Annotated in this window: 22 protein-coding genes; 9 read left to right on the plus strand and 13 right to left on the minus strand. The window is 41.7% G+C overall.

Features of this window, described 5'->3' with window-relative positions; genetic code table 11:
- The 8 genes from F8R90_RS32965 to F8R90_RS19725 form a co-directional block, all read left to right on the plus strand.
- Positions 1–332, plus strand: a 332-nt coding sequence (locus F8R90_RS32965; RefSeq protein WP_230966509.1) for a hypothetical protein, incomplete at its 5' end; no start/stop codon positions are given.
- 266 nt (positions 333–598) lie between these two features.
- Positions 599–1,729 carry a molecular chaperone DnaJ gene (gene dnaJ, locus F8R90_RS19695; protein ID WP_190899398.1) on the plus strand — a complete coding sequence of 377 codons (1,131 nt, stop codon included), beginning with the start codon at positions 599–601 and terminating at the stop codon, positions 1,727–1,729.
- Entirely contained in the window at positions 1,729–1,986 is a 258-nt protein-coding gene (locus F8R90_RS19700) for a sulfurtransferase TusA family protein (protein WP_190899400.1), read from the plus strand. Before dnaJ ends, F8R90_RS19700 begins: the two co-directional genes overlap by 1 nt.
- On the plus strand, positions 1,983–3,092 hold the full coding sequence (gene rsgA / locus F8R90_RS19705; RefSeq protein WP_196512083.1) for a small ribosomal subunit biogenesis GTPase RsgA: 1,110 nt from the start codon (positions 1,983–1,985) through the stop codon (positions 3,090–3,092). The genes F8R90_RS19700 and rsgA overlap by 4 nt, the downstream gene beginning before the upstream one ends.
- Positions 3,093–3,095: 3 nt before the next feature.
- Positions 3,096–3,272: a hypothetical protein gene (locus tag F8R90_RS19710; protein ID WP_196512084.1), complete on the plus strand. Its 177-nt coding sequence runs from the start codon at positions 3,096–3,098 to the stop codon at positions 3,270–3,272.
- A 295-nt stretch (positions 3,273–3,567) separates the two neighbouring features.
- Positions 3,568–5,157 (plus strand): glycoside hydrolase family 57 protein, encoded by a 1,590-nt coding sequence (locus F8R90_RS19715; protein WP_190899413.1) that lies wholly within the window; start codon positions 3,568–3,570, stop codon positions 5,155–5,157.
- Positions 5,158–5,285: 128 nt separating this feature from the next.
- Positions 5,286–6,137 carry an SDR family oxidoreductase gene (locus F8R90_RS19720; RefSeq protein ID WP_196512085.1) on the plus strand — a complete coding sequence of 284 codons (852 nt, stop codon included), beginning with the start codon at positions 5,286–5,288 and terminating at the stop codon, positions 6,135–6,137.
- A gap of 263 nt (positions 6,138–6,400) precedes the next feature.
- Positions 6,401–6,673 carry a hypothetical protein gene (locus tag F8R90_RS19725; protein ID WP_196512086.1) on the plus strand — a complete coding sequence of 91 codons (273 nt, stop codon included), beginning with the start codon at positions 6,401–6,403 and terminating at the stop codon, positions 6,671–6,673.
- A 111-nt stretch (positions 6,674–6,784) separates the two neighbouring features.
- Here F8R90_RS19725 and F8R90_RS19730 read toward each other — a convergent pair whose 3' ends face one another.
- The 12 genes from F8R90_RS19730 to F8R90_RS19785 form a co-directional block, all read right to left on the minus strand.
- Positions 6,785–8,593: an ABC transporter ATP-binding protein gene (locus tag F8R90_RS19730; protein WP_196512087.1), complete on the minus strand. Its 1,809-nt coding sequence runs from the start codon at positions 8,591–8,593 to the stop codon at positions 6,785–6,787.
- Between the two features lie 258 nt (positions 8,594–8,851).
- Positions 8,852–10,582 carry an ABC transporter ATP-binding protein gene (locus tag F8R90_RS19735; RefSeq protein WP_196512088.1) on the minus strand — a complete coding sequence of 577 codons (1,731 nt, stop codon included), beginning with the start codon at positions 10,580–10,582 and terminating at the stop codon, positions 8,852–8,854.
- A gap of 68 nt (positions 10,583–10,650) precedes the next feature.
- Positions 10,651–11,244 carry a hypothetical protein gene (locus F8R90_RS19740; RefSeq protein ID WP_196512089.1) on the minus strand — a complete coding sequence of 198 codons (594 nt, stop codon included), beginning with the start codon at positions 11,242–11,244 and terminating at the stop codon, positions 10,651–10,653.
- A gap of 120 nt (positions 11,245–11,364) precedes the next feature.
- Complete coding sequence (locus F8R90_RS19745) at positions 11,365–11,970, minus strand: hypothetical protein (RefSeq protein ID WP_196512090.1); 606 nt, start codon at positions 11,968–11,970, stop codon at positions 11,365–11,367.
- Positions 11,971–12,025: 55 nt separating this feature from the next.
- Positions 12,026–13,159, minus strand: coding sequence for a 3-oxoacyl-ACP synthase III family protein (locus F8R90_RS19750; protein WP_196512091.1), 1,134 nt, complete (start codon positions 13,157–13,159; stop codon positions 12,026–12,028).
- Positions 13,156–14,919 carry a ScyA-related TPP-binding enzyme gene (locus tag F8R90_RS19755; RefSeq protein WP_196512092.1) on the minus strand — a complete coding sequence of 588 codons (1,764 nt, stop codon included), beginning with the start codon at positions 14,917–14,919 and terminating at the stop codon, positions 13,156–13,158. Before F8R90_RS19755 ends, F8R90_RS19750 begins: the two co-directional genes overlap by 4 nt.
- Positions 14,920–14,959: 40 nt before the next feature.
- Positions 14,960–16,027: a methyltransferase gene (locus tag F8R90_RS19760; RefSeq protein WP_196512093.1), complete on the minus strand. Its 1,068-nt coding sequence runs from the start codon at positions 16,025–16,027 to the stop codon at positions 14,960–14,962.
- A 214-nt stretch (positions 16,028–16,241) separates the two neighbouring features.
- Positions 16,242–17,783, minus strand: coding sequence for a class I adenylate-forming enzyme family protein (locus F8R90_RS19765; protein WP_196512094.1), 1,542 nt, complete (start codon positions 17,781–17,783; stop codon positions 16,242–16,244).
- A 41-nt stretch (positions 17,784–17,824) separates the two neighbouring features.
- Positions 17,825–19,540 carry an HAL/PAL/TAL family ammonia-lyase gene (locus tag F8R90_RS19770; protein WP_196512095.1) on the minus strand — a complete coding sequence of 572 codons (1,716 nt, stop codon included), beginning with the start codon at positions 19,538–19,540 and terminating at the stop codon, positions 17,825–17,827.
- A 26-nt stretch (positions 19,541–19,566) separates the two neighbouring features.
- Complete coding sequence (locus tag F8R90_RS19775) at positions 19,567–19,842, minus strand: hypothetical protein (protein WP_196512096.1); 276 nt, start codon at positions 19,840–19,842, stop codon at positions 19,567–19,569.
- A gap of 272 nt (positions 19,843–20,114) precedes the next feature.
- Positions 20,115–20,537: a type II toxin-antitoxin system VapC family toxin gene (locus tag F8R90_RS19780; protein WP_196512097.1), complete on the minus strand. Its 423-nt coding sequence runs from the start codon at positions 20,535–20,537 to the stop codon at positions 20,115–20,117.
- Positions 20,534–20,761, minus strand: coding sequence for a hypothetical protein (locus tag F8R90_RS19785; RefSeq protein ID WP_196512098.1), 228 nt, complete (start codon positions 20,759–20,761; stop codon positions 20,534–20,536). The genes F8R90_RS19780 and F8R90_RS19785 overlap by 4 nt, the downstream gene beginning before the upstream one ends.
- A gap of 149 nt (positions 20,762–20,910) precedes the next feature.
- Here F8R90_RS19785 and F8R90_RS19790 point away from each other — a divergent pair, with 149 nt between their 5' ends.
- Positions 20,911–25,254, plus strand: coding sequence for a beta strand repeat-containing protein (locus F8R90_RS19790; protein ID WP_196512099.1), 4,344 nt, complete (start codon positions 20,911–20,913; stop codon positions 25,252–25,254).
- 198 nt (positions 25,255–25,452) lie between these two features.
- Here the strand turns inward: F8R90_RS19790 and F8R90_RS19795 are convergent.
- Positions 25,453–26,281, minus strand: an 829-nt coding sequence (locus F8R90_RS19795; RefSeq protein WP_196512100.1) for a calcium-binding protein, incomplete at its 5' end; no start/stop codon positions are given.

The raw sequence follows: 26,281 nt of genomic DNA on the forward strand, positions 1-26,281 counted from the left end.
GCTCCCCCACCTCCTTCATCTTCCCCACTCCCCAAAGTTGCAGATTTTTGTTAAAAGAATTTAATCTATCTAAAATATATATTAATTATAAATTTAGCGAAGTTTCACAAGACCCCAGCGGTTTGCTAGATTGTAGAAGCAAATTACAGTGGGCTAGGCAGTGTGCCAGTTCAGATGCACTTCCATTGCATATGGGTGGTTTTCCACACCTAATGGTGCGGCTAGCCCCTCTGGTTAATGGGCGGGGTTTTCCTCTCCTACGTAGCACAATTGTAAAAGAGATAGCCGACTCGGCAGTGAGAAGTCTGAGCATAGGCTTCCTCTGCTCATAAATTCTATGGCTTTTGTCGTCTCCCACGAGGAAAGCACATGTTGCTCAAGATTTGTCGGTGATTTTTGTAAAGGGTAAAGGGTAAAATCAATTATTAACAAAAATTAATTTTATCTTCTGCCTGACCTCCGGCAAGCCACCCTCTGAAGGACACTGCATTGCTCTTCTAGAGCTGTAGGCAAAACGCCTTCCTGTAGGGTAGCAAGTGACCGCGAGTGACGTTCTACTGCCTTCTGCTTTCTTCCTTCTAACTTTTACCTTTGCTATATGGCCCGCGACTATTATGAAATCCTGGGTGTCTCTCGTGACACCGACAAAGAAGAAATCAAACAAGCCTATCGCCGTTTAGCCCGGAAGTTTCACCCAGACGTGAACAAAGAACCGGGCGCGGAGGATCGCTTTAAAGAAATTAACCGTGCTTATGAGGTACTCTCAGAGCCAGAAACCCGCGCTCGTTACGATCGCTTTGGTCCAGAGGGTGTATCAGGTGCTGCTGGCCCTGGCTTCCAAGATGTCGGCGATATGGGTGGTTTTGCCGATATATTTGAAAGCATTTTTAGCGGCTTTGCTGGCGGTATGGGTAGTCCCACGCAACAAAGACGGCGCAGTGGGCCTGCTAGGGGTGATGACCTACGGCTAGACCTGAAGTTAGACTTTCGGGAAGCGGTATTTGGCGGCGAAAAAGAAATTCGCATTTCCCATCTAGAAAATTGTGAAGTCTGTAGCGGTTCTGGTGCTAAACCTGGAACCCGCCCCCGGACTTGTTCTACTTGTAGCGGATCGGGTCAAGTCCGCCGTGTCACCAGAACACCTTTTGGCAGTTTCACCCAAGTCTCGACTTGTCCCACCTGTAATGGGACAGGGATGGTAATTGAAGATAAGTGTGATGCGTGTGATGGTAAGGGTGCAAATCAAGTTACAAAGAAACTCAAAATTACCATTCCGGCTGGGGTGGATAATGGCACACGCTTGCGGATTTCTAGTGAAGGAGATGCCGGTCAACGCAGTGGCCCTCCTGGAGATTTATACGTTTACTTGTTCGTAAATGAGGACGAGGAATTCCAACGGGATGGCATTAATATTCTCTCTGAAATCAAACTTAGCTATCTGCAAGCGATTTTAGGTTGTCGGTTAGAGGTAGATACGGTAGATGGCCCTGTGGAATTGATCATTCCGGCTGGAACCCAGCCCAATACGGTGATGAAGTTAGAAAATCGCGGTGTACCCCGTTTGGGTAATCCCGTTAGTAGAGGGGATCATATGCTGACAGTATTAATTGATATTCCCACCAAGGTCACCCCTGAGGAGAGGGAACTGTTGGAGAAGCTGGCTAAAATTAAGGGAGATCGCACTGGTAAAGGCGGTCTAGAAGGATTCTTGGGAAATTTATTTAAGTAATGAAGCCCTCTTCTCTTTTAACTCCCGATGCTCAACTTGATTTACGCGGCACCCCTTGCCCAATTAATTTTGTGCGGACAAAACTACGTCTGGAGAAAATGCCATTGGGAGGTTTGCTAGAAGTCTGGCTAGACCCTGGTGAGCCGATTGAGCAGGTTCCCGATAGTCTGACAATGGCAGGTTATCAGGTGGAACAAATTACAGACTGTAGTAGTTATTTTTCTCTGATAGTACGCCGTCCAGTTACTGGCCAATGACAGGGGAAAATTTTGCCACAACTGGACAGTTATTGGGTACGGTGCTAGCCGTACAGGCTAATTTTTACCGAGTACAACTGGATCAAGAGGATGGGGAGATCAGGGAGATGAGGGAGCAAGATCCTTCTCATCTTCCCCATCCCCCTCTCCTCCTCTGTACTCGCCGAACACGCCTGAAAAAAATCGGGCAACAGGTGATGGTAGGCGATCGCGTTGTGGTAGAAGAGCCAGATTGGGCTGGGGGACGGGGAGCGATCGCTGATGTCTTACCCCGTCACAGCGAATTAGATCGTCCGGCGATCGCTAATGTCAACCAAATCCTATTGGTATTTGCCGTTGCTGATCCGCCTTTGGAACCTTATCAGCTGAGTCGGTTTTTGATTAAGGCTGAGTCTACTGGCTTGGATGTGCTTTTATGCTTAAATAAAAGTGATTTAATTTCGCAACAGGAACAGCAGCAAGTTAGCGATCGCTTGCTTGGTTGGGGCTATCAACCAATATTTATCAGCGTCAAGGATGGTATAAATACCGACCAAGCAGCCAAGTATTTGAGCAATAAAGTTACTGTAATTGCTGGGCCTTCCGGCGTTGGCAAATCCAGCCTGATTAATACGCTGATTGACTCTCTTCAGTTGCGAGTGGGAGAAGTTTCTGGCAAACTGGCTCGTGGTCGTCATACCACTCGCCATATAGAATTATTTGAGTTGCCTAACGGTGGTTTGTTGGCAGACACTCCCGGCTTTAACCAGCCAGAAATGGATTGTAACCCAGAAGAATTAATCCATTATTTCCCAGAAGCAAGAAAGCGGTTAGCAGTTGCTAGCTGTCGGTTTAGTGATTGTCTGCATCGAGATGAGCCTGAGTGCGTGGTACGGGGAGACTGGGAACGATATGAACATTATTTAGAATTTTTGTCCGATGCGATCGCCCGTCAAACTCAGCTGCACCAACAAGCTGATCCTGAATCTACCATGAAGTTAAAAAGCAAAAGCAAAGGCAAAGGGCAGAGTCAATACGAACCCAAGTTAGAAAGTAAAAAATACCGCCGCATTTCCCGCAAGACTCAATTACAAGACTTGCAGGAGTTATATCGAGATGAGGAATAAGGAGTGCGATGTCTACGACGGGCTACACCTACGCACTCCTATGTAAAGGTTTGTCACGATAGCATCAATACAAATCTAAAAACTATCTTGTCTGGTAGATTACGCTTTTTTACCTCAGATGAACATCTAGTAGTGTTGCTAGCAGAAGCAACTCAACAGTTACAGCAAGGGAAGCAATAACTAGAACAGGAATGCCAACGTGCTGAAAAATTGGCAGAACGCTTACGAGCCATAGGAATTGAAGCTGAGTAAATATTTTAAGTACAGGATTATAGAATAAACAAATAGGCAGGTTTTACAGAGATTCAAAGCTAGTTAAGAACACGCGGTGGGGGCACAACATTATTGTGCGCCTACAAACACTGTATTTAACTCAATTGAAAACTGCTTTTACGATCCCCATAAGTCTTAAAATATTGTTAATTTCTGCCAAACCTCTCGACCTTCAACTTACAAGTATCACCCCAAAATCACTATGGCTATCGGCTACGTCGCGCTTGTACTCCACGCACATCTGCCCTTCGTTCGTCACCCGGAAAGTGACTACGTGCTGGAGGAAGAATGGCTCTATGAAGCCATCACAGAAACCTACATTCCATTATTGAAAGTATTTGAAGGCTTAAAGCGAGACGGTATCGACTTTAAAATCACGATGAGTATGACACCACCTCTAGTGTCGATGCTTCGTGACCCTCTGCTGCAAGAACGCTATGACGCACACTTGACCCAACTAGAAGAACTTATAGAACTAGAAGCAGAACATAATGTCAATAACGGACATCTTCGTTATTTAGCCGAACATTACATTACTGAGTTTAAAGAAGCACGTCAGATATGGGAACGCAATCAAGGTGACTTGGTGACAGCTTTTAAGCAGTTCCAAGACAGTAACAACCTGGAAATCATCACTTGCGGCGCTACTCACGGCTATTTGCCGTTGATGAAAATGTATCCAGAGGCGGTATGGGCGCAAATTCAGGTAGCTTGCGAACATTACGAGCAAAGCTTTGGACAAGCACCCAGAGGCATTTGGTTGCCTGAATGCGCCTACTATGAAGGTTTAGAGCGGATGCTAGCCGATGCTGGGTTACGCTACTTCCTCACTGATGGGCATGGCATCCTTTATGCCCGTCCCCGTCCGCGCTTTGGCACTTATGCCCCAATTTATACAGAAACTGGTGTTGCTGTCTTTGGACGAGATCATGAATCTTCCCAACAGGTATGGTCTTCTGAGGTGGGCTATCCTGGGGCGGCGGAATATCGGGAATTTTACAAAGATTTGGGCTGGGAAGCAGAATATGAGTACATCAAGCCCTACATTATGCCCAATGGTCAGCGGAAAAACACGGGCATTAAGTATCACAAAATTACTGGGCGTGGCTTAGGACTTTCAGATAAGGCACTCTACGATCCGTATTGGGCTAAGGAAAAGGCTGCGGAACACGCTGCTAACTTTATGTATAACCGAGAGCGGCAATCTGAGCATCTCTATGGTATAATGCAGCGACCGCCAATTATCGTTTCGCCTTATGACGCAGAGTTATTTGGACATTGGTGGTATGAAGGTCCCTGGTTCATCGATTACCTATTCCGCAAGTCATGGTATGACCAAGGAACCTATGCAATGACCCATTTAGCAGACTATTTGCGAGATCAGCCGACGCAGCAAGTTTGTCGCCCTTCGCAATCAAGTTGGGGTTTCAAGGGTTTCCACGAGTATTGGTTGAACGAAACGAATGCGTGGGTTTATCCGCATTTGCACAAAGCTGCTGAACGGATGATTGAAATATCGCATTTGGAACCAGAGGATGAATTGCAGTGGAGAGCGCTCAACCAAGCGGCGCGGGAATTGTTGTTAGCACAATCTTCCGACTGGGCATTTATTATGCGGACGGGAACAATGGTACCCTATGCAGTGAGACGGACGCGATCGCACCTGATGCGGTTTAATAAGCTCTATGAAGACGTTAAAATCCGCAAAGTTGACAGTGGTTGGCTGGAAAAAGTCGAGTTAATGGATAATATTTTCCCCGAAATCAACTATCGCGTCTACCGTCCGCTATAGGCTCACACAAAGTAATCAACAGCAGTAAGGTGGGCAATGCCCACCTTATATTAGTAGTAAGGAGTGTTTATTTTTCCAACAACAGAGCGTTTATGAAATTCAGTCCGCTCTAACAGGAATTGCTGATAATGCTGAAAATCTTAGTGACTGGTGCGACTGGAAATGTCGGTCAAGAAGTTCTTCGCTTACTTCTATCCCACGATTGTAATGTCTGTGCCGCAGTTAGAAATCCGAAGAGCGCTAAACAGATATTAGGTAGCAATATCCAGAGCGTCCCGTTCGATTTTAACAATCCCGACACCTTTGCTCATGCTTTTGAGAAAGTCAATAAACTTTTTTTAGTGCGTCCGCCTGCCCTTGCGAATGTTCGCAAACAAATTGCCCCAGCGCTCAATGCTGCAAAACTTGCAGGCGTTGAGCATATCGTGTTTCTTTCAATACTGGGAGCCGAACGCAACCCTTTTGTGCCGCACTCAAAAATTGAACGTTATATCGAACAATTGGGTATTCCTGCCACCTTTTTACGGGGCAGCTTTTTTATGCAAAATCTTAACACTACACATCGAGAAGACATCAAAACTCGTGGTGAATTGCTGATGCCAGCAGGTAATGGTAAAACAAGTTTTATTGATGTGCGAGATATTGCTGCTGTTGCAGTTCGTACTTTGATTCAAGATGGTCATCAGTCACGAGCCTATGCGCTTACGGGTGCAGAAGCCTTGACCTATTACGAAGTAGCTGACATCTTCACATCGGTTTTAGGTAAAAGGGTACGCTATAATCCCAATGCGCTAAAGTTTATTCGACAAATGCGCTTATCGGGGTTGCCAATGGACTTTGTTTTAGTAATGGTAGCAATCTACACAACCGCTCGTTTAGGATTAGCGGGCAACATCACATCTGATACAGAGCAATTGCTCAATCGTTCACCGTTGACTATACGACAGTATGTCGAGGATTATCGACAGTGCTGGTTATAAAGCAAGTGGCATAGCGGTTTTTGTAAATCGCTCCAAATTGCAAAAGCCGATGACAGATATATTGGCAGATTTTATGTGACTATGCCTATCAATATAATCATATATGAATATGCTTCCCGCTCTAATCTCAGCAATTAGATGCTTGGAAAGAGAGTTTTGAATGTTTTAAGATAACCAAGGAAATTGCAATTAAATGCAAGCATATTCTCAATAGACCAGCCGATAGTTTTTGTAAGTTAATCATTTTTAGCTAGGTAGCAATAATGGAAAATACATTAGTTGATAAAACCTTCCGTGACAGCGATGGCCAAATTGTTATAGCTCAGATGCCAAACCTACCGCTTATTGTTTGGATAGTAACTAGTTTACTAACTCTAGTTTTTACAAGTGGCAAAATTAATACAGTGTTAGACGTACTAGCAACTGGCTCCTTGTTTACTTGGGCGTGGTTAGAATTATTTCAAGGTGTTAATTATTTTCGGAGAGCGCTAGGTCTTGCTGTATTTATTGGTATTATCGCATTCAAAATTCAGTAGTTATAACTGTTCGCGTATAAGTGAAATTCTTCAGTCACGCCAGTAGATAAGTCAATCACAGAACAATACTACAAATAACCATGAAAATGTCTCTTTGCTCATCTCTAATGATTATTTCCTAGACCCTATTTTCAAACTAGCTTTGATATTATTTGCCAATTGTAGAGAATAAAGGTTTGCATATACTCCCTTTTGCTCCATCAATTGTGCATGTGTACCTTGTTCGATGATTTGTCCTTGCTCAATGACTAATACCTTGTCTGCGTTAGTTACAGTCGTCAGGCGGTGAGCGATAATAAAGCTGGTGCGACCTTTAATTAAATTAGCGATCGCTTGCTGAACTAAATTCTCTGTTTGGCTGTCAATGTTACTGGTTGCTTCGTCCAAAATCAAGATGCGCGGATTTACCAAAATCGCACGAGCTATACTGATTAATTGTTGTTGTCCTTTGCTGAGATTCATTCCCCGTTCTCCTAATTGTGTGGCGTAGGCTTCGGGTAAGGTCAAGATAAAGTCATGAATATTTGCAATCTTTGCGGCTGCTTCAATTTCTGCTGTTGTTGCTTGGGGATTGCCAAAGGCAATATTTTCGGCAACGCTACTGCTGAAAATCATAGTATCTTGTGAGACAACACCAATTTGACGGCGCAAGCTGGCTTGTGTAACTTTCCGTATATCTATATCATCAATTTTTACTGCACCGTCTGACACATCATAGAAGCGGGAAAGCAGGCTAATTATGGTAGTTTTTCCTGCACCAGTGGCTCCAACTAAAGCGATCGCTTGTCCTGGTTCAGCATTAAAAGATACATTTTCTAAAACTTTCTGTCCAGGCTTATACTCAAAATTTACATGTTCAAATTGAACTTTACCCTGAATTGGTGGCATTGCGATCGCATCTGTGGCATCTTGAAGCTGGACTGGTTCATCCAAAAGCAAAAATATCCTTTCTAATCCGGCTAATCCAGATTGTGCTTGAGTATAGAAGTTACTGATAAGTTGGATGGGTTGAAAAAATTGCTGGACATAAAACAAAAATGCGGTGACTGCTCCCACTGTCATGATATTTTGATAGACGAGAAAGCCACCATAAGCTAATACAATCCCCCAAGCAAGTGTATTAAATAGGTCTATTGTTGGTAGAAAAGCAGCAGTAATTGCTGTAGCTTGAATATTGGCATTTCGGTTGTCTGCATTAAGTGTGCGGAACTCTTGAATGTTGAGTTGTGCGCGGTTAAATGCTTGAACTTCCTGGATATTGCTAAGATTCTCTTCTAGTTTAATCGAAAGTTGAGAAATTGTTTGTCTGGTAATGCGAAACTTTGCTCTAGCTAACCGTGCAAAAAAGGCAGTTGTCAATAGTATGATTGGCATCATTAGGCTAGTAATTAAACCTAATTGTAAGTTTATATAAAGCATGAATATAGCACTTACTAATAAACCAAAGAAGCTACCAATAACTTGTGGTAAGATAGGGCTGAATAATTGATTTAAGATATTTACATCACTCAGTAGACGACTCATTAAATCACCCGCTTTACTTTGATCGAAAAAGCTGAGGGGTAATGTTTGTAATTTGTTCATAATATCTTGGCGTAATTGTGCGAGTACACGCTGCATAATCACGCCAACTTTAACAATCAAAGTGCGACTTGAGAAAAACCCAATCAAATATACTATTGTTAATACAAATAGTATCCATAACAATCCTAATAAGTTGCCTTTAACTATCAAATTATCTACTGACCAACCAGTCAGTAATGGTGCTATGGCTTGGGTAATTGAGCTAATAATAATTAGCCCCAAAATCATAGGGATATCTTTGATATATGGGCGAAAATATTGACTAAAACGACGTATAACAGGTAATGGTGTATTTACCTTTGATGCCGATTCCAAAATATTATTTCTTCTGTTCATAGATGACATAAGGATAAGAACAAGGTGAAGATAGCAAGAATAGATACAAGTAATATCATGTCCGCATAAATAACCGTCATTACGACCGTTTTCAGAGAAGCGAAGCAATCGCAAAACCTTGTAAGTGCTACCCTCTTGGAATGCCAAAGGCGAATATTTCGCAATGACAAATGATAAGTAATTAACTCTAATTGATATCAGCCTCTGACAATAACTAATGTCAAAAATAATGAAATTAGTTCGTAGTAAGCGGCTTATTCATATTTTTAGGATGGTATTTTCGATTAACTCTATATAGGAACCTCTGGTGACTAACTGTCCTTGATCAATTATGAAAACTTCGTCAGCACTATTTACTATATTATTAATCCGTTGGCTGAGAAAAATTATAGTACATTGGCGCTGCTGCATTAGTAATTTGAAGAATTCTTGAATTAACGCTCCTGTCTTTGCATCAACAGCAGAAAGACTATCATCTATAATCAAAATTTTGTAATCATTTATCAATATACGAGCAATAGTAATTCTTTGTTTTTGCCCACCTGATAAGCCAATTCCTCGTTCACCAATAACAGTATCGTAACTATCAGGTAAACTAATAATAAAATCGTGGATTTGAGCAAATTTAGCTGCTTCAATCACCTTTGAAAGAGAAGCATCTGGTATTCCATAAGCGATATTCTCACGGATAGTTCCAGAAAATAAATTTGCTTCTTGAGAAATAAAACCAATGTGAGAACGTAAGCTAATTAAATTTAAAGAGCGAACATCATATCCATCAACCTTAACTATTCCATTTGTCGCATCATAAAAGCGTGGTATCAATTTAGCAATTGTACTTTTACCTGCTCCCGTCATGCCTAAAATTGCCACTGTTTGACCTGGTTTAATTTCAAATGAAATACTATTTAAGGTATTTTCTTTTGCTTCTGGATAGCGAAAATCAACATTTTCAAACGAAATTTTGCCTTCGCATGTTTTCAAAAAAATTGCATTCGGAGATTCCCTAACTTCAGTTTCTGTATCTATTACTTCATAAACTCTAGCTGCTGATGCTGCCGCTTGGGCAACAGATTGGAATGCGAAAGTCGTCTGAAAGATTGGTTGGATAATAAATACTAAATAAGAGTTGAAAGCGATTAATTCGCCAATAGAAAAGCTCTGGTTGATTACCTCTAAACCTCCGTAGCCAAAAATGATAACTGCAAGTAAATTGCTAATTAGAAAAATTATCGGAAATGTATCTCGCAACGCATAAATTGTTTTGATACTTGTTGCCATAAACTCTTGGTTAGCAACACCATAGCGGTTTATTTCTGTTTCTTGACGCACAAAAGCTTTGACTGCACGCGCACCGAGTAAGTTTTCTTTTAAAACTGCATTTAAATTCTCTAATTGCATCTGCGCCTTAGTAAATAAGGAAGCATTTTTCTGAAAAAATCCGCCTAGTAAAATGAATGAAATTGGGATAATTGCTAATGCTATTAGTGCCAACTTCCAATTCATTAATAGCAAAATTGTCACACTACTTAATAATACGATCGCAGCACCGAAAATTTGCAGCAGGGTGGCACCAATAAAGACGCGGATTTGTTCGATATCATTATTAATGCGGGTGAGCAATTGTGATGTGGGGGTGCGATCATGGTAGCTTAAATTTAGATGCTGGGTTTGGCTAAAAAATGTGTTTCGAATGTCATAAGCAATACCTTGAGATACTGTCTCTGCAAAAAAACTTTGTCCAAAATTGAACAATCCCCGAATCAAAGCCACTAAAACCATCAATCCCCCACAAGTCAAAATCACTTTTAAGTTGTTTTTGGCAATACCTGCATCAATTCCCCAACGAATAATTTGAGGAGTAGCCATATTAGCAACCGTCATTATTAACAAGCTAGCGATCGCAGCTAATACCATTACTGGGTATTTTTGCAACATTGTCAAAATTCGCTTTAGTGCCTCAATAGGCACGTCTGGTTTTTGTTTCATAAGTAATTTCCGTATTAAAAGTAGCTAAAAAAGTGGTTATGAACCGCACCTACACCCTTATTTGGTAATTAAGAAATATCTTCAATTGTTGTTTTAACCGATTGTTCAAATTTTACTTTGCCCATAGTTACGGGAAAATTCCAGTAGGGATGAACAGACATTAATGCCTGGTTAGGAACGTTTTTTGGTTGAGCTACAGAATTTTTAAAAGTGTTCTCAGGATAGCGAAATCGAACTGATAATGCATATTGAGATTGGCGGGCAACTTTGGGTACAAAAAGGATAAACTCATCGTCTTTTGGAGAATCTTTAGGAAGATTGGGGGAAGCTTTGACTAATTCAGGACGTAGTAAAGTTACAATAGTTCGAGCTTCATCATGGGTTGCTCTTTTAGGGCTTTGAGTACCTTGTTCTGATATTTCATCGCCAATATTTACTGCATACTCTACAACAGAACCATCGTACTCGCTCAACATATCTGGGCGAATTGGTGCGCCTCCCCGAATTGAGTCATCAAAGATAAAGTAGCCGTTGGCTTTATCGCCGTTAAAACTAAATTTATGTAGGGCTGCATGGGCTGGGGGATTATCAATTATTCCTTGAGTGAAAAAGACTGTGATACTCAATATAGATATAATGATTAGTTTATTCCAGAAGTTCATTGTTTTGCCTCCTTTTTATTGAATTTGATTTGAGTTAGACTCAGTATTCCTATGAGGCGGAGCCTCGGATATTTCATTACCATGCTCCGCATGGTAATGAGAAAATAGAACCGTGTTGACTTAATCAGATATCTTTTCTATCTTGGTTTGTACGGGCGCTTTAACTATAGCTTTACCTAATGTTTTTGGAAAATCTACTTTTGGGAATACTTCAATTTCAGCATTTAGGGGAACATATGTTGGTAGTTTTGTAGATCCATTAAATGCTTCTTGAGGATACTTGAAATAGCTAACTAAAGAATAATTAGACTTTGGCTGTCGTTCAAAGCTTCGTACTTGTAAAAGGAAGAGATCAGCAGGCAATAAAACATTATGCTCATCATCTATGCCATATTGTTTATCATGTTGTGCTCGAATTTTTGCTAGGACTTTATCTTCTTCTCTTGGCAGAAAAACGATGGCATTACTAACTGTGCCTTGAAATAATCCTTTGTCTCCTAAATCGACTTTATAATCTCGCCCTCCACCGTAATATTGAGTCATGTAGGGAGATTTTGTTTCACCTTTGGCAGCAGTATCATAAATAAAGTAGCCGTTGGCTTCTTCACCAGTGAAAGTGAATTTGTATGTAGCAGCTTGAGCAGCAGATTTGCTGATTGTTCCTTGAAATAAGAATACTGCGATCGCAATCGCAAATACAACCGATATTTTTCTCCAGAATTTCATAAAAACCTCGCAAATTTGATGAGTATCTGAGAAATGAGGGGTAAATTAATCTTGACTACGAACCGCTAGGAATGAGAATTTTCTGATTATCTAGAGAAAGGCTGAGGGGAAGAGCAGGTGGAGTTCCCAAGGCGACATCGCCCCAACGCATGACGCTAGCACCTGCATTCGATGAGGAACCCATTGTATAAACGAGAACTAAATCGTTTTCCCGGATTTTACCTGCTTGGGCGGCGTGGTAGAGATTGGCTACGGGGAAGGTTGGGCCAATATTGGCGTAGAGGGGATTCAGGTTAATAGTCCGTTCTGGATTAATCCCTAATGCACGGGTGCAAACCTGCGAATACCAAGCGCTGGGTGTGTTAAAAGCAAAAAAGTCAATTTGATCTAAACTCACATCAGCAGCTGCGATCGCTCCATGACAACATAGACGAATAAACTTGACGGTTGTCTCGTTAAACATCTTACTTGCGCCCTTACCTCCCCGGATGAACATTCTGATGTTTCCTTGTTCATCGGTGGTAAATTCGTTATAAAAGGCTCCACAGGTAGCGGCGGTATTGGCAATTTTAGTTCCCAAAATTCCTTGGTTGGGTTGCAGTTCGCCTACTATAAATGCTCCGGCTGCATCACCTGATAAGAAGGCGAGGGTATCATTCTCGTCGGTATAACGGGAGTATGTGGAGGAGACAACCACTAATACATTGCGATATTCTCCAGTGCGGACTAAAGAACAGGCTGTTTGTAGAGAAACTAATACTGAAGTGCAGGTTGATTCTATATTCCAGGCTGCGCTGGATAATCCTAATTTACCGGCGAGAAAGGCTGCATTTCCTGGTGTGACTTGTTCGGGGAACAAGGAAGTTACAAGCATCAAGTCGATATCTTCAGGCTGTAGTTTCGCGGCTTGCAAAACATCGATCGCAGCTTGATATTCTAGAGATAGAGAGGTTTCATCTGGACTGACTACTCGCCGTTCAACAGTACCGCGGAAAGGGTCGGACATGTAAGGGGCTACTTCCTGCGACCAGATATCTGTAGAATTATCTGTGACAAACAATCGCGCCAAGGTTTTTTGTTCAGCTTCCGCCACCATCTGGGGAAAATTATTTCTGTAATAATCGTTAGTGCGGATGGTGCGAGGAAAATTGAGTGCGATCGCTCGAATGCCAACTGGTTGTAAAATCATGATTGTTCTCCTTTTGATTCGATTGCTCCTTGTTGAATAAGGCTGCGAATTCGACCGCCAATCGGAGCAGGTTGTGTGGGGTCTAAATTGATGTCAACAACGAAGGGAACAGTAGCCGCCAAAGCTTTTGTTAACGCTGCTTCTAGTTCTGATTCTGTGGAAACGCGGATACCGTCTGCACCCATCGATTGAGCAAGTTTGACAAAATTTGTACTCGGTATTTCCGTATCTACACCTGAAAATCCTTGCAAATTCATGCCTTGATGGCACATGTTGTAGCGTCCGTCATTCAGTACAATCCAAACGGCGGGAATGTTGAATTTAACGGCGGTGCTAACTTCGCTATTCATTAACATTGCACCATCTCCCACAATAGCGATCGCTTTACCATTTCCTCCCCAAGTCGCGCCTACAACTCCAGTCACAGCATGACCCATCGCCCCCACGCCAGTACTAATTCGGTAGCGCCCTGGTTGGGTGAAGCGCAATCTGTTAGTCGCCCAAGCGAAGGAATTACCAGCTTCGGCGAGGATGACAGCATCGCTATTCTCAACGATGATTTTTTGAATTGCATCCATCAAAACTTCTGGTCTGACTAAACCATTTGTATGGGGAGAAACTTCTTGCAACTCTGGATTGGGCAATATTGGAGAATTCCCTGGACGCTGGGGAAAGTATGCTAGTAGGGACTTAAGGAAAGCTTTTACCTCCGATTGAATCGCTAAAGTTGGTACTGATGGATAGGCTACTCCCGGTGCTTCTGGGTCTATATCTACATGGATGAAGCCACCAGAAGGAATCATCAAGGGATTCCAGAAAGAAGTTGGTTCACCTAAACGGGTTCCCAACACGAGGATGTGCTGGGGTTGCTGTGATTGCATATATGTGAGGACAGAAGTATGACCACTGAACCCGGTAACGCCGATAAATTGGGGATGATTTTCTGGAAAAATGCCCTTACCGCGAGGTGAACACATCACCGCAGCCCCCGTGCGTTCTGCTAATTGGCGAATTTCGGCGGCTGCTTCCCTAGCACCAAAACCCACCCAAATCGCAAAGGGTTCTTGGGAAAGCAACCGCACAGATTCAGCGATCGCTTCTTCACTAGCAACTGACACCGCACGAGTAAATCCGAATTGCGATCGCGCTGTGCATGGTTTAGTTTGAATTGGCGTAGGAATACTGATATGGGCGACAAAACCACCAGGTTGGGATAATCCTTGAGCAAGTCTGCGGGAAATTTCCGGGATTTCATCGCCTGTTTCGATGATGGTGGCGTAGTTGAATAATGCACCTGGGGTAAATATACCCGAAATTGGCAGTGTGTGAGCGCTGGTTTCTTGACAAGCCCAGCGTCCGCGATTTCCAGACGCAGTTGCAGCAGATAGCAAAATTACCTTTGCACCTTCCCCTCTCGCAGCCAACAATCCAGTGAGGGCGTTGGTGATACCGGGGCCAGTGGTAACGAACACAACCACGGGGCGATCGCTAGCGAAGTAGGCTTCACAAGCTGCAAAGGCTGCTCCCGATTCGTGGCGAAAGTGTAGAACTTGAATCTGGCTACGGTTGAGGGATGCCCACAGTGGCCCAATTCCACCACCGGAAACACCAAATGCAGATTCGACTCCCATATCTTCTAACATCTTGACTACAGTTTCTCCAACTGTGAGTTCCGTTGATGTTAATTGGGTCAGTTTGCTATTTATAGGTGGCGAGAAAATGGAAGATCCAGATGTAGTTGTAACTGTTGTTGTGTTCATATCACTAAATTTGGTGCGTATAGGTTTTATTGAGCAAAAATTAGGGTTTACGACCAGTGATAATACTCCAGTAACTCGAAGCTGGTTTAATTTCAATGTCGATAAAACCTGCTTGTTCCAACATCATTGATAATTCCTGACCTGAATATTGTTGACCTCCCAGCTTTAAAGATGTATTCAGATTATTAACTGCTACTGGGAAAGGGCCGGTTTTTTGATCATTAAATAACATCTCATGGAGGATAATTCGCCCTCCAGGTAATAAGCTATTAAAGCTATTTTGGGTGAGAATATGACATTTTTCTGGTTGCCAATCCTGATAAACAGAACTATAAAAATGAAGATCACCTACGGGAAAGGAATCGCTCCACATATCAAATGCTTGTGTCATAATCCGACTCTGCAACCTATAGCGCATGATAAATTCCTGAGCTATTTCGCACACTGGAGGCAGATCGAGGACAACGGCTCGTAAATTCGGCCATTTTGACGTTGCGCCAATTGAATGAGCCGCCGATCCTCCACCAATATCAACAAACAATTTATATCCAGATAAATCAATTAATTCTGGCCAAACTAGTGCAGCCGCCATACTTGGGCCATGCATACTAGAAATAAAGCCACGGATAAATTTAACATTATTTCCAAAGGTAATAGCACGCATTAATTCATGGTTTTTACCCAAAGACTCTCTTAACTTATTACCAGGAGGATTATTGGTAAATAAAGCCTTTTTTAAATTCTCAAATGAGGAGATGTGCTTGCGATCGTCAAAAATCATCATTTCTAATAAAGCACCGAAATATGTCGGACTGCTTTCGATTAGATAATCTTTGGCAAGAGGACTGAGTGAATAAAGATTATTTTCTACTTCTACTAATTCGATAGATGCAAGGACTGCTAAGATAGCTTCTGCTGGGCGTTGGCAAATTTTTAATCCATCACAAATTTCTCCTAAGGTGCGTGGTTTTTGAGATAGGAGAGGGAACAGTTTGATGTCATAAGCAACGAGCAGTACTTGACGACCTGTATCTGCGAACAGAAGATTCCATAATAGGAGTTCATCAGTTATTGGTTTTTTAATTGTTATAGATGTAGTTGCGTTCATAGTTTTTGGATGTGTGAAGTGAGTTAATTGAAGTCAGAAATTTTAGGTATAGCGCTTCTGTATGCAATACACTTTGACCTCTCTCCAAAGCTCTCTCCTAAAAGGAGAAAGGCTTTGAATCTTACTCCCCTTCCAGTAACAAAATTTTTCTGCTTCCCTCTCCTCGTAGGAGAGGGTTAGGGAGAGGTAGGAAAGGGGTTGTCTGCACGCGCTCTCATCTTGTCTGTGCAAGCAAACTTAGGCTTCTGTTGGAGATAACAGCCAATTCTTCGTCACGTAAAAATCGTTTCATTACTTTGCCTGTAGGATTTTTAGGCAGAGAATTCGCAAATTTAATTGTCTGGGGAACTTTATAAGTTGCTATTTGTTTAGAGCAGAATTCAATAATTTCTTTTTCGGTGATTGTATGACCATTCTTGACTACAATATTGGCTTTGACTATCTCGCCTTTTATGGGGTCAGGAAGTCCATAAATAGCGACTTCAGCAACAGCATGATGTTTATAAATAACATTTTCAACTTCTGTTGGATATACCTTAAACCCAGAGACGTTAATCATGTCTTTTAAACGGTCAGCGATGTAGAAGAAACCCTCTTCATCCATGCGACCAATATCACCGCTATGCAACCAACCATTTTTGATAACTTTTTGAGTTTCTTGAGGACGGTTCCAATAACCAAGCATCACATTAGAGCCTTTGATCACTATTTCACCCAATTCTCCTGGTGATACTTGATAACCGTTAGCATCCACAATTTGCATTTGTACATTTGCAATTGGGACTCCGATGGAACCAAATTTATATTTGAAATTGTGGTTATAGCTAGCGCAGGGTGATGCTTCGGTTAAACCATATCCTTCATGAATCACCTTTTTATATTTGTCTTGCCACATTTGGGCAATTTCTACAGGCATTGGAGCAGCAGCGCTAAAGTAATAACGCAGGCTGCTAAAGTTATATTTAGAAGTGTCTTGATTGAGTAACCGAATAAATACAGTCGGTACGCCAAAAAACATAGTTGCTTGATATTTACCGATGCTTTCTAACACTTGATCTAAATCAAATCGTCGTTGCAAAATGATAGTTGCACAAACATTTAAGCCAGCGTTGAAAATCGCATTTTGGCCAAAGCAATGAAATAGTGGCACATACAGCAGTAATCTATCATTTTTATTCATTCCGCAACAGCGATTATGTGCAGAGATATTAGAAATGATATTACCGTGAGAAAGTGTTGCACCTTTGGGAAAGCCTGTAGTACCAGAAGTATAGACAATACTAGCTGGAGAGTTCCATTGCATCTCGACAGCGCGGGTGATGGGAGAAGCATTTGCGATCAAATCTGCAAAATCTATGTCGTTATTAACTGCACCCTCAGCAATGAGAATATGTTTTAAATGGTGTAAATCAGCCTCTGCTACCTGCAAACGACCCAATTCTGTCGTCACGATCGCTTTAGCTGCACAATCATTGAGAATGTAACTAACCTCAGCAGACTTCAGCATGACATTTAGGGAAACTGCGATCGCACCAATTTTCAGAATCCCCAAATACGCGATCGCAAACTCCGGTATATTGGGTAAAAACAACGCCACGCGATCGCCTTTGGCAATTCCTAACCCACGCAATGCATTCGCTGTACAATTCACTAACCGATCAAGTTGCTTGTAGGTATAAGATTTATCTTCGGAAATGATGGCGATCTTGTCAGGATATAGCCGATGACCACGTTCTACATGATGTGCGATATTCATAGCTAGGTAATTCGTAATTAAGAAAGTCCTATTCCTGGCCTTTACTTTCTGATCTCTTGAAAACTAGACAAAATTCGACTAACAGCAGTCACAATTTCTCCGCCGTGAGCGATATCATCAGCAATTTTGCTTATATGTAAATCTAGAGCTTGTTCGTTGTCATCCCATATATAAGGGCGTTCCTCAGATGGCGATCGCTCTACCACATTCCGCACCGCCATGTATAAATCCCTAGTTGCGGGAGACAAAGTTGCACGCGCATCATAATGTCCTGCGATCGCATAGGTACGCAAATCTACCGATTGCACCGCAAACATCAAAGCCACAGCCATATATTGTTGAAAAACTTCTACACTCGTTCGCGCTAAATTCGCCGAAGCAAACCCTTGACTATTAATATTCTGGTTATATTGTTCCGCATGGGTGGGATATCTATCAGCAATAGAATTTCCATAGAAAGTTAATAGAGGCATAATGGAATTACCAGTAATTTGTAACCCCTTCAAACCCATATTTACACGGCGCTGTTGATTTCCCACCAACGACGGAGACAGCCCATTATTAAACTCTGGTGCAACTAAATAAGCGATTTGGACATCCAAATGTTTCGCCAACATCCCAATATAAAAACGTAGTCTATCCATTCCTACGCCAATATATTGCCCTAAAAAATTGCCCCCATGATAACTAGCTTGGTTCTCAACATCAATCAATGGATTATCAGTCACAGAGTTGATTTCTATCTCAACCTGTTTAGCAATTTCCTCAATCCCATCCACAATCGGCCCCATATATTGCGCTAGACAACGCAAAGAATAACGGTCTTGAATTGGATGCTCATTTCGATAATCATGGGAACCATCTAACTCATCACGAATTAAATGCGAACCTGCTAACAAATCCAGCATTTGCGAAGCCGTCCAAACTTGCCCAGAATGGGGTTTTAGTTTGTGAATGAACGAATGGAACGATTGATTAGTACCTGATAAACCTTGAATTGCTAAAGCATGGGTAGCCACACTCAAGGCTAATAAAATTCTGGTATTTTGTACACAATTAGCTGCAATTCCAGTCATTACAGAAGTACCATTCATCATTGCTAACCCTTCCTTAGGAAGTAATTGCAATGGCTCTAAACCCAGCTTTTTCAGTACTGTTGGTGCATCCATTTCCTCACCGTTAAAGTCTACGGTGTAACTGGAATTTAAACCAATCAATGCCCCAGTAATATACGCTAAAGGTGTTAAATCACCACTCGCACCAATTGAACCAAATTCGCAGACATGAGGTGTAACACCAGCATTGAGGAATATTAGCATCCGCTTGATGAGTTCTAAACGAATCCCCGATGCACCAGTAATATGGGAGTTCGCACGTAGAAGCATTGCAGCGCGGATATCAGCAAGAGGTAATTTTTTTCCTGCACCCACCTTGTGATACCACATCAAATTATTTTGTAGTAAAGCCGCAGATTCAGGAGAAATCACCACGTTGGCCATACCACCAAAACCAGTTGTCACCCCATAAATTGGATCGCCAGATTCAACCGCATGGTGAATAAAATCGCAGGATGCTTGGACATTAGCCAATTTTTCTAGATCATCAGTTAAACGTACCTGCGCTCCATGACGCGCTACACTAATGACTTCTTCGATAGTGAGATTGCGATCGCCTACAATTACAGTGGCATCTGAACTGTTTAAAAATGGAAATGAATTCTGACGTACTGTGCTTTTGCTTAACCGAATTGCATCCATATTTTTGAGAGATTATGACTAAAGTTTTAAAGCTTGACTGACTTGGCCAAAGGTGATGTTTCACCATAACGAAACTCTAAACTAGCCCGTTTTAATGGCTTATTTATCCGCAGCACTTGCTCAATAAAAGGACTTAAATTTTGGACTTGTTGCGTGTCGATTTCCGTTGTGTCGCCAACCAAAATAATTGCTACTTTGTCTTTACCAACAGACACTTCTGGTACAACACTCCAACGGCAAAGCTCTGTGAATAATAATTCAATTTCTTGTTGAGGACAACCGGATTTCATGACGATAATCATCGTTTTGACATCCTCCTAAAACGTGTAATAAATGTGGCACTAACTTGTAAAAACCTTAAGTTGTGTAATTACTTAGCTAGAGAGTAATTAATTAGCGGTCAGTAATATTACTGTCGTCGATGAGTTATACAATATCCGACATATTCATGCAACACATCCACCTTTTCTGCTTGTTTGCGTGCAGTTTAGATACCTAGAGAATGCACGAATGCGATCGCTTCATTGCAGAAAACTGTATTGCCATCTTTGCCAGCAATCAATTCACTGAAGGGCTAAACTGACCAAGGATTAACGATTACAACCCCTGTCCCAGTAAAATCATTCTCGTTACGGGTGACAAGTGATAAAGAGTTTTGCAGGGCGATCGCTGCAATGAGAGAATCCATGACGGGTAGAGGTCGTCCATTCTGTTCTAGTTTCCCGACTAAATTTCCCCACAACACCATTGTTGAGACATCTATACTTAAGATTCTGTGTTCAAAGCGATTGGGTAAGATTTCATTTAGCCATTTTGTTAGAGATTCTTTCCGCTTAGATGCAGTAAGTTTGCTGATGCCTTTAGCGATTTCGCCAATTGTGATGACACTAAGGTAAAGTGTTTCTGGCACTTGGGCATCTAGCCAATCTAAAACTTGTTGATTTGGTTGTTTAGCAATAACTTCGGAAATCACGCAAGTATCAAGAAGGTAGATCATGGGGTGAAGGCATCGCGGGGTAGGCTGCGATCGCGGCTCAAGTCTAATTCTTCGGTAAGTTCAGCTAGGGGAGATTGACGAAAGAATTCTGAGAGTTTGCTTGGTTGCTCTAGGTGGGTGTTGTTATTGTGTGTAGTCAGGCTTTGGGCAAGGAGTTGGATAATATACAGTTTATCGTTGGGTGAAAGCTGAAGGAGTTGTTGTTCGAGTTCTTCGATAACCATGATGGAGCTTAAGTGGAGGATAGTTTTATTTTACTTTCAGGGTCATGCCTTATTGCAGAAAACTGCATAATTAACGAATATTTGCTTATTTCTTATTCAAAGGTGCAGTTCTATTAGATACTCAAATAATCTATATAAAAGCGCACCCAATGACGATCAAATACGGATTAAACAAGTGTTTGCAGTTCGGATTGGCAGGGTTGCTGGGCTGCTTAAGTGTAAGTCTCTTCACTAGCAAAATCCAGGCACAGCAAAGCAATATCGTGCCTGATAACACACTTGGGGCTGAGTCATCTCAAGTTATAGACAACTTTCAAGGACTACCGATAGAAATAATTACTGGTGGTGCAACTCGCCAAATTAATCTGTTTCACAGCTTTCAAGAATTTAATATCAGCGAAGGACGTGGGGCATATTTTTTCAGTCCTAGCGCAGATATTCAGAATATTTTGGCACGGGTGACAGGTAATAACCCTTCAGAAATTTTGGGGATACTCGGCACATTTGGTAATTCTAGCCCGAATTTATTTTTGATAAATCCCAATGGAATTGTGTTTGGGAAAAATGCCAGTTTAGATGTGGATGGTTCGTTTGTTGGGACGACTGCGAACGGTGTGCAGTTTGGCAATCAAGGAATTTTTAGTGCGACAAATCCCCAAGCATTACCATTATTGACTATTAATCCTTCAGTATTGCTGTTTAATCAAATCCAAGCAAGTGGGGGAATTATCAATCAATCCCAAGCACCCGTAGGTACTAATCTCATCGGACAAGATGTTACGGGTTTGCGAGTTGCTGATGGTAAAAGTTTGCTGTTTGTTGGTGGAAATATCAATATTGATGGTGGGAGTATTCACGCTTATGGCGGAAATGTTGAGTTAGCAGGTTTGGCTGCACCGGGAAATGTGGGATTGAATATTGCAGGTGATAATCTGGGTTTAGTAATACCTGAAAATGCGGAACGCGCTGATATTTCGTTGAGTAATGGCGCAGAAGTCAATGTTCGCGGTGCAGATGGCGGGAATATCAAAATTGAAGCTCGAAATGTAAATTTAGCAGGGCAAAGTAAATTAAGAGCAGGAATAGATATAGGTTTAGGTACTCCAAATAGTCAAGCTGGAGATATTACTATTAATGCCACAGCAGAGACAACGTTAATAGATCAAAGCTTCATTGCTAACGTAGTGCAAGAAAGAGCATTTGGTAATACTGGCGATATCAATATTGCAACTGGAACATTGACATTAAATAATGGTGGACAAATCAATGCTAGTCTCTTCGGACAAGGTAATGCAGGAAATGTAAATATCAATGCTCAAGGTACTGTTACTGTCACAGGTAAAAAAGATAATTTCATTAGTGGAATTTTTAGTGATGTATTGACAGAAGCAACAGGTAATGGTGGTGATATCAATATCAAATCTAGCTCTTTTACACTAAGTAATGAAGCTTACCTTAGTACTAATATTTCCGGACAGGGTAATGGTGGTGAAATTAACATTACTGCCGGTTCACTTTCTTTAACAGATAGTTCGCAAATCCAATCCACCGTAGAAGGTGCTGATGGTCAGCTACCAGGAGGACGGGGAAATGCAGGTAATATAAATATTAACGTCCAAGGTGATATCAGTTTTCGGAACTCAAGACTTGGGGAAACTAACGGAATTGTTTCCGAAGTAGGTGAGGGTGCAATAGGTAATGGTGCAAACGTTACTATCAATACCAACTCATTGGAAATAAACGACGGTTCGGAAATTCAAGGTAGCACTAGAGGAAAAGGTGATTCTGGTAATATTACCATTAATGCTCGTAATAATATTTCATTAGATGGTAGGAACGGTGATATTTTTAGCCGGATAATTAATGCTGTGCAATCCACTGCTGAAGGTAATGCAGGTAATATTCAAATCACGACAGGTACACTCAAAGCTACCAATGGAGCTTTTATTAATAGCACTACAGATAGCAAAGGAAACGCTGGAAATATCAGCATTAATGCCTTTGATAATATAGCTTTCGATAGCAATAGTTATATTAGCAGTAGTGTGTACATTCAGGGGGTAGGTGACGGAGGAAATATTTACCTGAAAACAGGTTCTCTATCGTTAACTAACGGTGGTCGAGTATCAACAAATATATTAGGAAAAGGTAATGCTGGAAATATTACCGTTGAAGCCTCTGAAAATGTCAAGCTAGATAACTTAGATTATGATGCATTTAGCGGTTTGCAAAGCAACTTAGAGATTGGAGGTGTAGGGAAAGCAGGAAACATTCAAGTTACAACTGCATCACTTTCTGTTAATAATGGTGCTATCATATCCAGCTATACTGCTGGGAATGGAAATGCAGGAGATATCACTATTAATGCCCGCGATAATGCGACATTTTCAGGTTTTGGAAGCACAATAAAATCCGGTAGTGGAGTATTAAGTTATGCCGGTTCTAACGCCATAGGTAATGGTGGTGATATTCGCATTATTACTGGTAATTTATTACTTAAAGATGGCGGCAGACTCAATGCAAGCGGCGACAAGCAAGGAAATGGAGGTAATATCTTTCTTGATGTTGGCAATACTATTGCTATTGATGGAGTTGCTGGTAATGGTTTATCTAGTAATGCTAGTACGGATGCATTCAATGGTAACGCCGGAAATATTCAAATTAAAACAGGCTCATTGTTTTTGACAAATGGTGGTAGGATATCTTCTTCACTTTTTGAAGGAAATGGTAATGGTGGAAATATCACCATTAACGCTCGTGATACCGTCAAAATGGATGGTGTCTTAAAGGATGTAACTTATAATATTGGCGATCGCACTGGCAAATTTGATATAAGTAGCGGTGTGTTTAGTTCCTTGCTGAATGGTCAAGGTAAGGGAGGTGACATCGAAATTACAACAGGGTCATTTTCCCTTACCAATGGTGCATATATTTCTGGAGAAACAAATGGACGGGGAAATGGAGGCAATATCACCATCAACGCCCGTGATACAGTAACTCTTGATCGTGGGGAAAGTGGTTCATCTACTTACGTAAGCACTTCTGCGCTAACCGATAACATAAGTAACGCTGGGGATATCCGCATCAACGCTAGAGAATTATTTATAAAAAATGGTGCTACACTTGCCGCTTTTGGTAGCGATCAAGGTAATGGTGGAAATATTCAGGTTAAAGGAGGAATGCTGACGTTAACAAATGGCGGTTTAATTGTCACGGCTGCAAACCGGAATGCTGGAAATATTAACATCGATACCAGCGATGCTGTGATTATCGATGGTATTAGTGGCGCTTTTAGTTTTTTGTCTGATGGAGGTGTTGGCAAAGGTGGAGATATCCAAATAACAACCAATTCCTTAACACTAAGCAACGGCGGACAACTTGCTGCTACCAGTTTTGGTAAAGGTAATGCAGGTGACATTATAGTTAATGCCGACGATGCTATTAGCATTGATGGTGTCGGTAGCAATGGAAGATTAAGCGGTGCTTTTACTACCTTAGAAGGTGAAGCTGAAGGTAAGGGAGGCAATATTGACCTGACAACAGGTTCTTTATTTTTAACCAATGGTGGAACAGTCAATGCTAGTACTTTTTCTAGAGGCAATGGGGGTAATATCACCATTGATGCAGGCGATCGCATTTTAATTGACGGTGTTAGCACCACGGGTTTTGCTAGCGGTGTTTTTAGTGCAGTCAACCCAACAGCTGTGGGCAATGGAGGTAATATTAACCTGACAACAGATTCTTTATTTTTAAATCGGGGGGGAATCAGTTCAAGCAGCTTAGGACAAGGAAAAGCCGGAGATATTAATATTAATTCTAGTTCCACAGCACTTGATAACAAAGCATTTATTGGAGCAATAACTAATTCTGGTGATGGTGGAAATATTAATTTAACTGCCAGCGATCGCTTACTATTGCGTAACGGTAGCCAAATTTCGACCACCGCAGGTACAGCGCAATCAGGTGGCGATGGTGGTAACATTGATATCGATTCCAGATTTATCATCGCCATCCCCCAAGAAAACAGCGATATTACAGCCAACGCCTTTACAGGAACAGGTGGAAAGGTCGAAATCAACTCGCAAGGTATCTTCGGTATCGAGTCGCGGACAAAGCCAACTGAAAAAAGTGATATTACCGCCAGTTCGGAACAAGGCGTTTCAGGTGTGATCAACATTAACGCACCCGATACCAGTTCCCTTCAAAACAGCTTCACCGAATTACCTCCAGTCATCGATACTAATGCACTCATCGCCAATAGTTGCATTTCACGCGGCACAAAGCGACAAGAAAACTCTTTTACCATTACAGGTTCTGGTGCTATAACCACTAATCGTCCTGGCGTTTTGGTTTCTAACTACACAACTGGTGAAGTTAGAGGTGTCGAAATTACATCCCGTCCTTGGAAGAAAGGCGACCCAATTATTGAACCGCAAGGATTATATCGGCTGAATAATGGGCAGTTGCTATTGAGTCGAGAATGTTCTAATTAAAGACATGATATTACCTGGAGAATGCACAAGTGCTCCCGCTGTAAGGCTTGTTGTCAGACATCGCTTCATTGCAGAAAAATATATTGTCATCTCAACATTTACTGGAATTATTGCCTAAATCCCTTACCAGACAAGACAACAAACTCATCGCCTGTCATCTTAATCTGGTCTATTTCTTTGACAATTGCTGTAAAGTCTTTATGCAGTCACAAAAATATCTACATTGGTTAAGGCCAGTCCGGTATTGAGTGTAGCAAATTGGATTTTGCCGATCGCACCTGTGCCATCTTGATCAAAGAACAGAGAACCGTTGTTTCGGTCGTAGATAAATCGCTGACTACTTGTAGTGGCTGTTGTACCGATCACAAATTGACTAGCCGCGATCGCCGCACCGACAACTAGTCCGCCAGCAAAACCAGCCGCAGAGACAATAATAGTATCATCAACTACGCTAAAGTCAGTAATTCTGTCATTACCTTGATTACGAGAATTAAATGTAAAGCGATCGCTACCTGCACCACCCGTGAGTATATCGTTGCCAGCACCACCGATCAAGATATCATTACCTGCTCCACCGTTGAGCGTATTGTTAGCACTGTTACCTGTAATAGTGTTGTTGAGACTGTTACCAGTACCATTGATTGCGGCTGTGCCTGTGAGAACAAGGTTTTCAAGATCAGCAGCACCTAAGTTAAAGGTGTAGGCAGACTCAACTGTATCTACACCTTCACCAACATATTCAGTGATACTGATATAATTATCACTGTTGAATATATAGCGATCGTTGCCAGTACCACCGTAGAGTGTGTTATTGCCAACGCCACCATTTAAAGTGTCATTGCCAGTACCACCATAAAGCGTATCATTACCAGCGCCACCATTGAGTGTGTCATTGCCAGCACCACCATTGAGGTTATTGTTGCCGCTGTTACCCGTAATCACATTATTGAGACTGTTACCAGTGCCGTTAATAGCAGCTGTGCCTGTGAGAACAAGGTTTTCAAGATCAGCAGCACCTAAGTTAAAG

The sequence above is a fragment of the Nostoc sp. NZL genome, from assembly GCF_015714705.1.
GTDB classification, from domain to species: domain Bacteria; phylum Cyanobacteriota; class Cyanobacteriia; order Cyanobacteriales; family Nostocaceae; genus Nostoc; species Nostoc foliaceum_A.

Excerpts from the sequence above, each read along its gene's own strand:
- rsgA (WP_196512083.1), top strand. The coding sequence starts at position 1,983 with ATGACAGGGGAAAATTTTGCCACAACTGGACAGTTATTGGGTACGGTG.
- F8R90_RS19715 (WP_190899413.1), top strand. The coding sequence starts at position 3,568 with ATGGCTATCGGCTACGTCGCGCTTGTACTCCACGCACATCTGCCCTTC.
- F8R90_RS19720 (WP_196512085.1), top strand. The coding sequence starts at position 5,286 with ATGCTGAAAATCTTAGTGACTGGTGCGACTGGAAATGTCGGTCAAGAA.
- dnaJ (WP_190899398.1), top strand. The coding sequence starts at position 599 with ATGGCCCGCGACTATTATGAAATCCTGGGTGTCTCTCGTGACACCGAC.
- F8R90_RS19760 (WP_196512093.1), bottom strand. The coding sequence starts at position 16,027 with ATGAACGCAACTACATCTATAACAATTAAAAAACCAATAACTGATGAA.
- F8R90_RS19730 (WP_196512087.1), bottom strand. The coding sequence starts at position 8,593 with ATGAACAGAAGAAATAATATTTTGGAATCGGCATCAAAGGTAAATACA.
- F8R90_RS19785 (WP_196512098.1), bottom strand. The coding sequence starts at position 20,761 with ATGGTTATCGAAGAACTCGAACAACAACTCCTTCAGCTTTCACCCAAC.
- F8R90_RS19765 (WP_196512094.1), bottom strand. The coding sequence starts at position 17,783 with ATGAATATCGCACATCATGTAGAACGTGGTCATCGGCTATATCCTGAC.
- F8R90_RS19750 (WP_196512091.1), bottom strand. The coding sequence starts at position 13,159 with ATGATTTTACAACCAGTTGGCATTCGAGCGATCGCACTCAATTTTCCT.
- F8R90_RS19770 (WP_196512095.1), bottom strand. The coding sequence starts at position 19,540 with ATGGATGCAATTCGGTTAAGCAAAAGCACAGTACGTCAGAATTCATTT.
- F8R90_RS19775 (WP_196512096.1), bottom strand. The coding sequence starts at position 19,842 with ATGATTATCGTCATGAAATCCGGTTGTCCTCAACAAGAAATTGAATTA.
- F8R90_RS19790 (WP_196512099.1), top strand. The coding sequence starts at position 20,911 with ATGACGATCAAATACGGATTAAACAAGTGTTTGCAGTTCGGATTGGCA.
- F8R90_RS19700 (WP_190899400.1), top strand. The coding sequence starts at position 1,729 with ATGAAGCCCTCTTCTCTTTTAACTCCCGATGCTCAACTTGATTTACGC.
- F8R90_RS19735 (WP_196512088.1), bottom strand. The coding sequence starts at position 10,582 with ATGAAACAAAAACCAGACGTGCCTATTGAGGCACTAAAGCGAATTTTG.
- F8R90_RS19745 (WP_196512090.1), bottom strand. The coding sequence starts at position 11,970 with ATGAAATTCTGGAGAAAAATATCGGTTGTATTTGCGATTGCGATCGCA.
- F8R90_RS19780 (WP_196512097.1), bottom strand. The coding sequence starts at position 20,537 with ATGATCTACCTTCTTGATACTTGCGTGATTTCCGAAGTTATTGCTAAA.
- F8R90_RS19740 (WP_196512089.1), bottom strand. The coding sequence starts at position 11,244 with ATGAACTTCTGGAATAAACTAATCATTATATCTATATTGAGTATCACA.
- F8R90_RS19755 (WP_196512092.1), bottom strand. The coding sequence starts at position 14,919 with ATGAACACAACAACAGTTACAACTACATCTGGATCTTCCATTTTCTCG.
- F8R90_RS19725 (WP_196512086.1), top strand. The coding sequence starts at position 6,401 with ATGGAAAATACATTAGTTGATAAAACCTTCCGTGACAGCGATGGCCAA.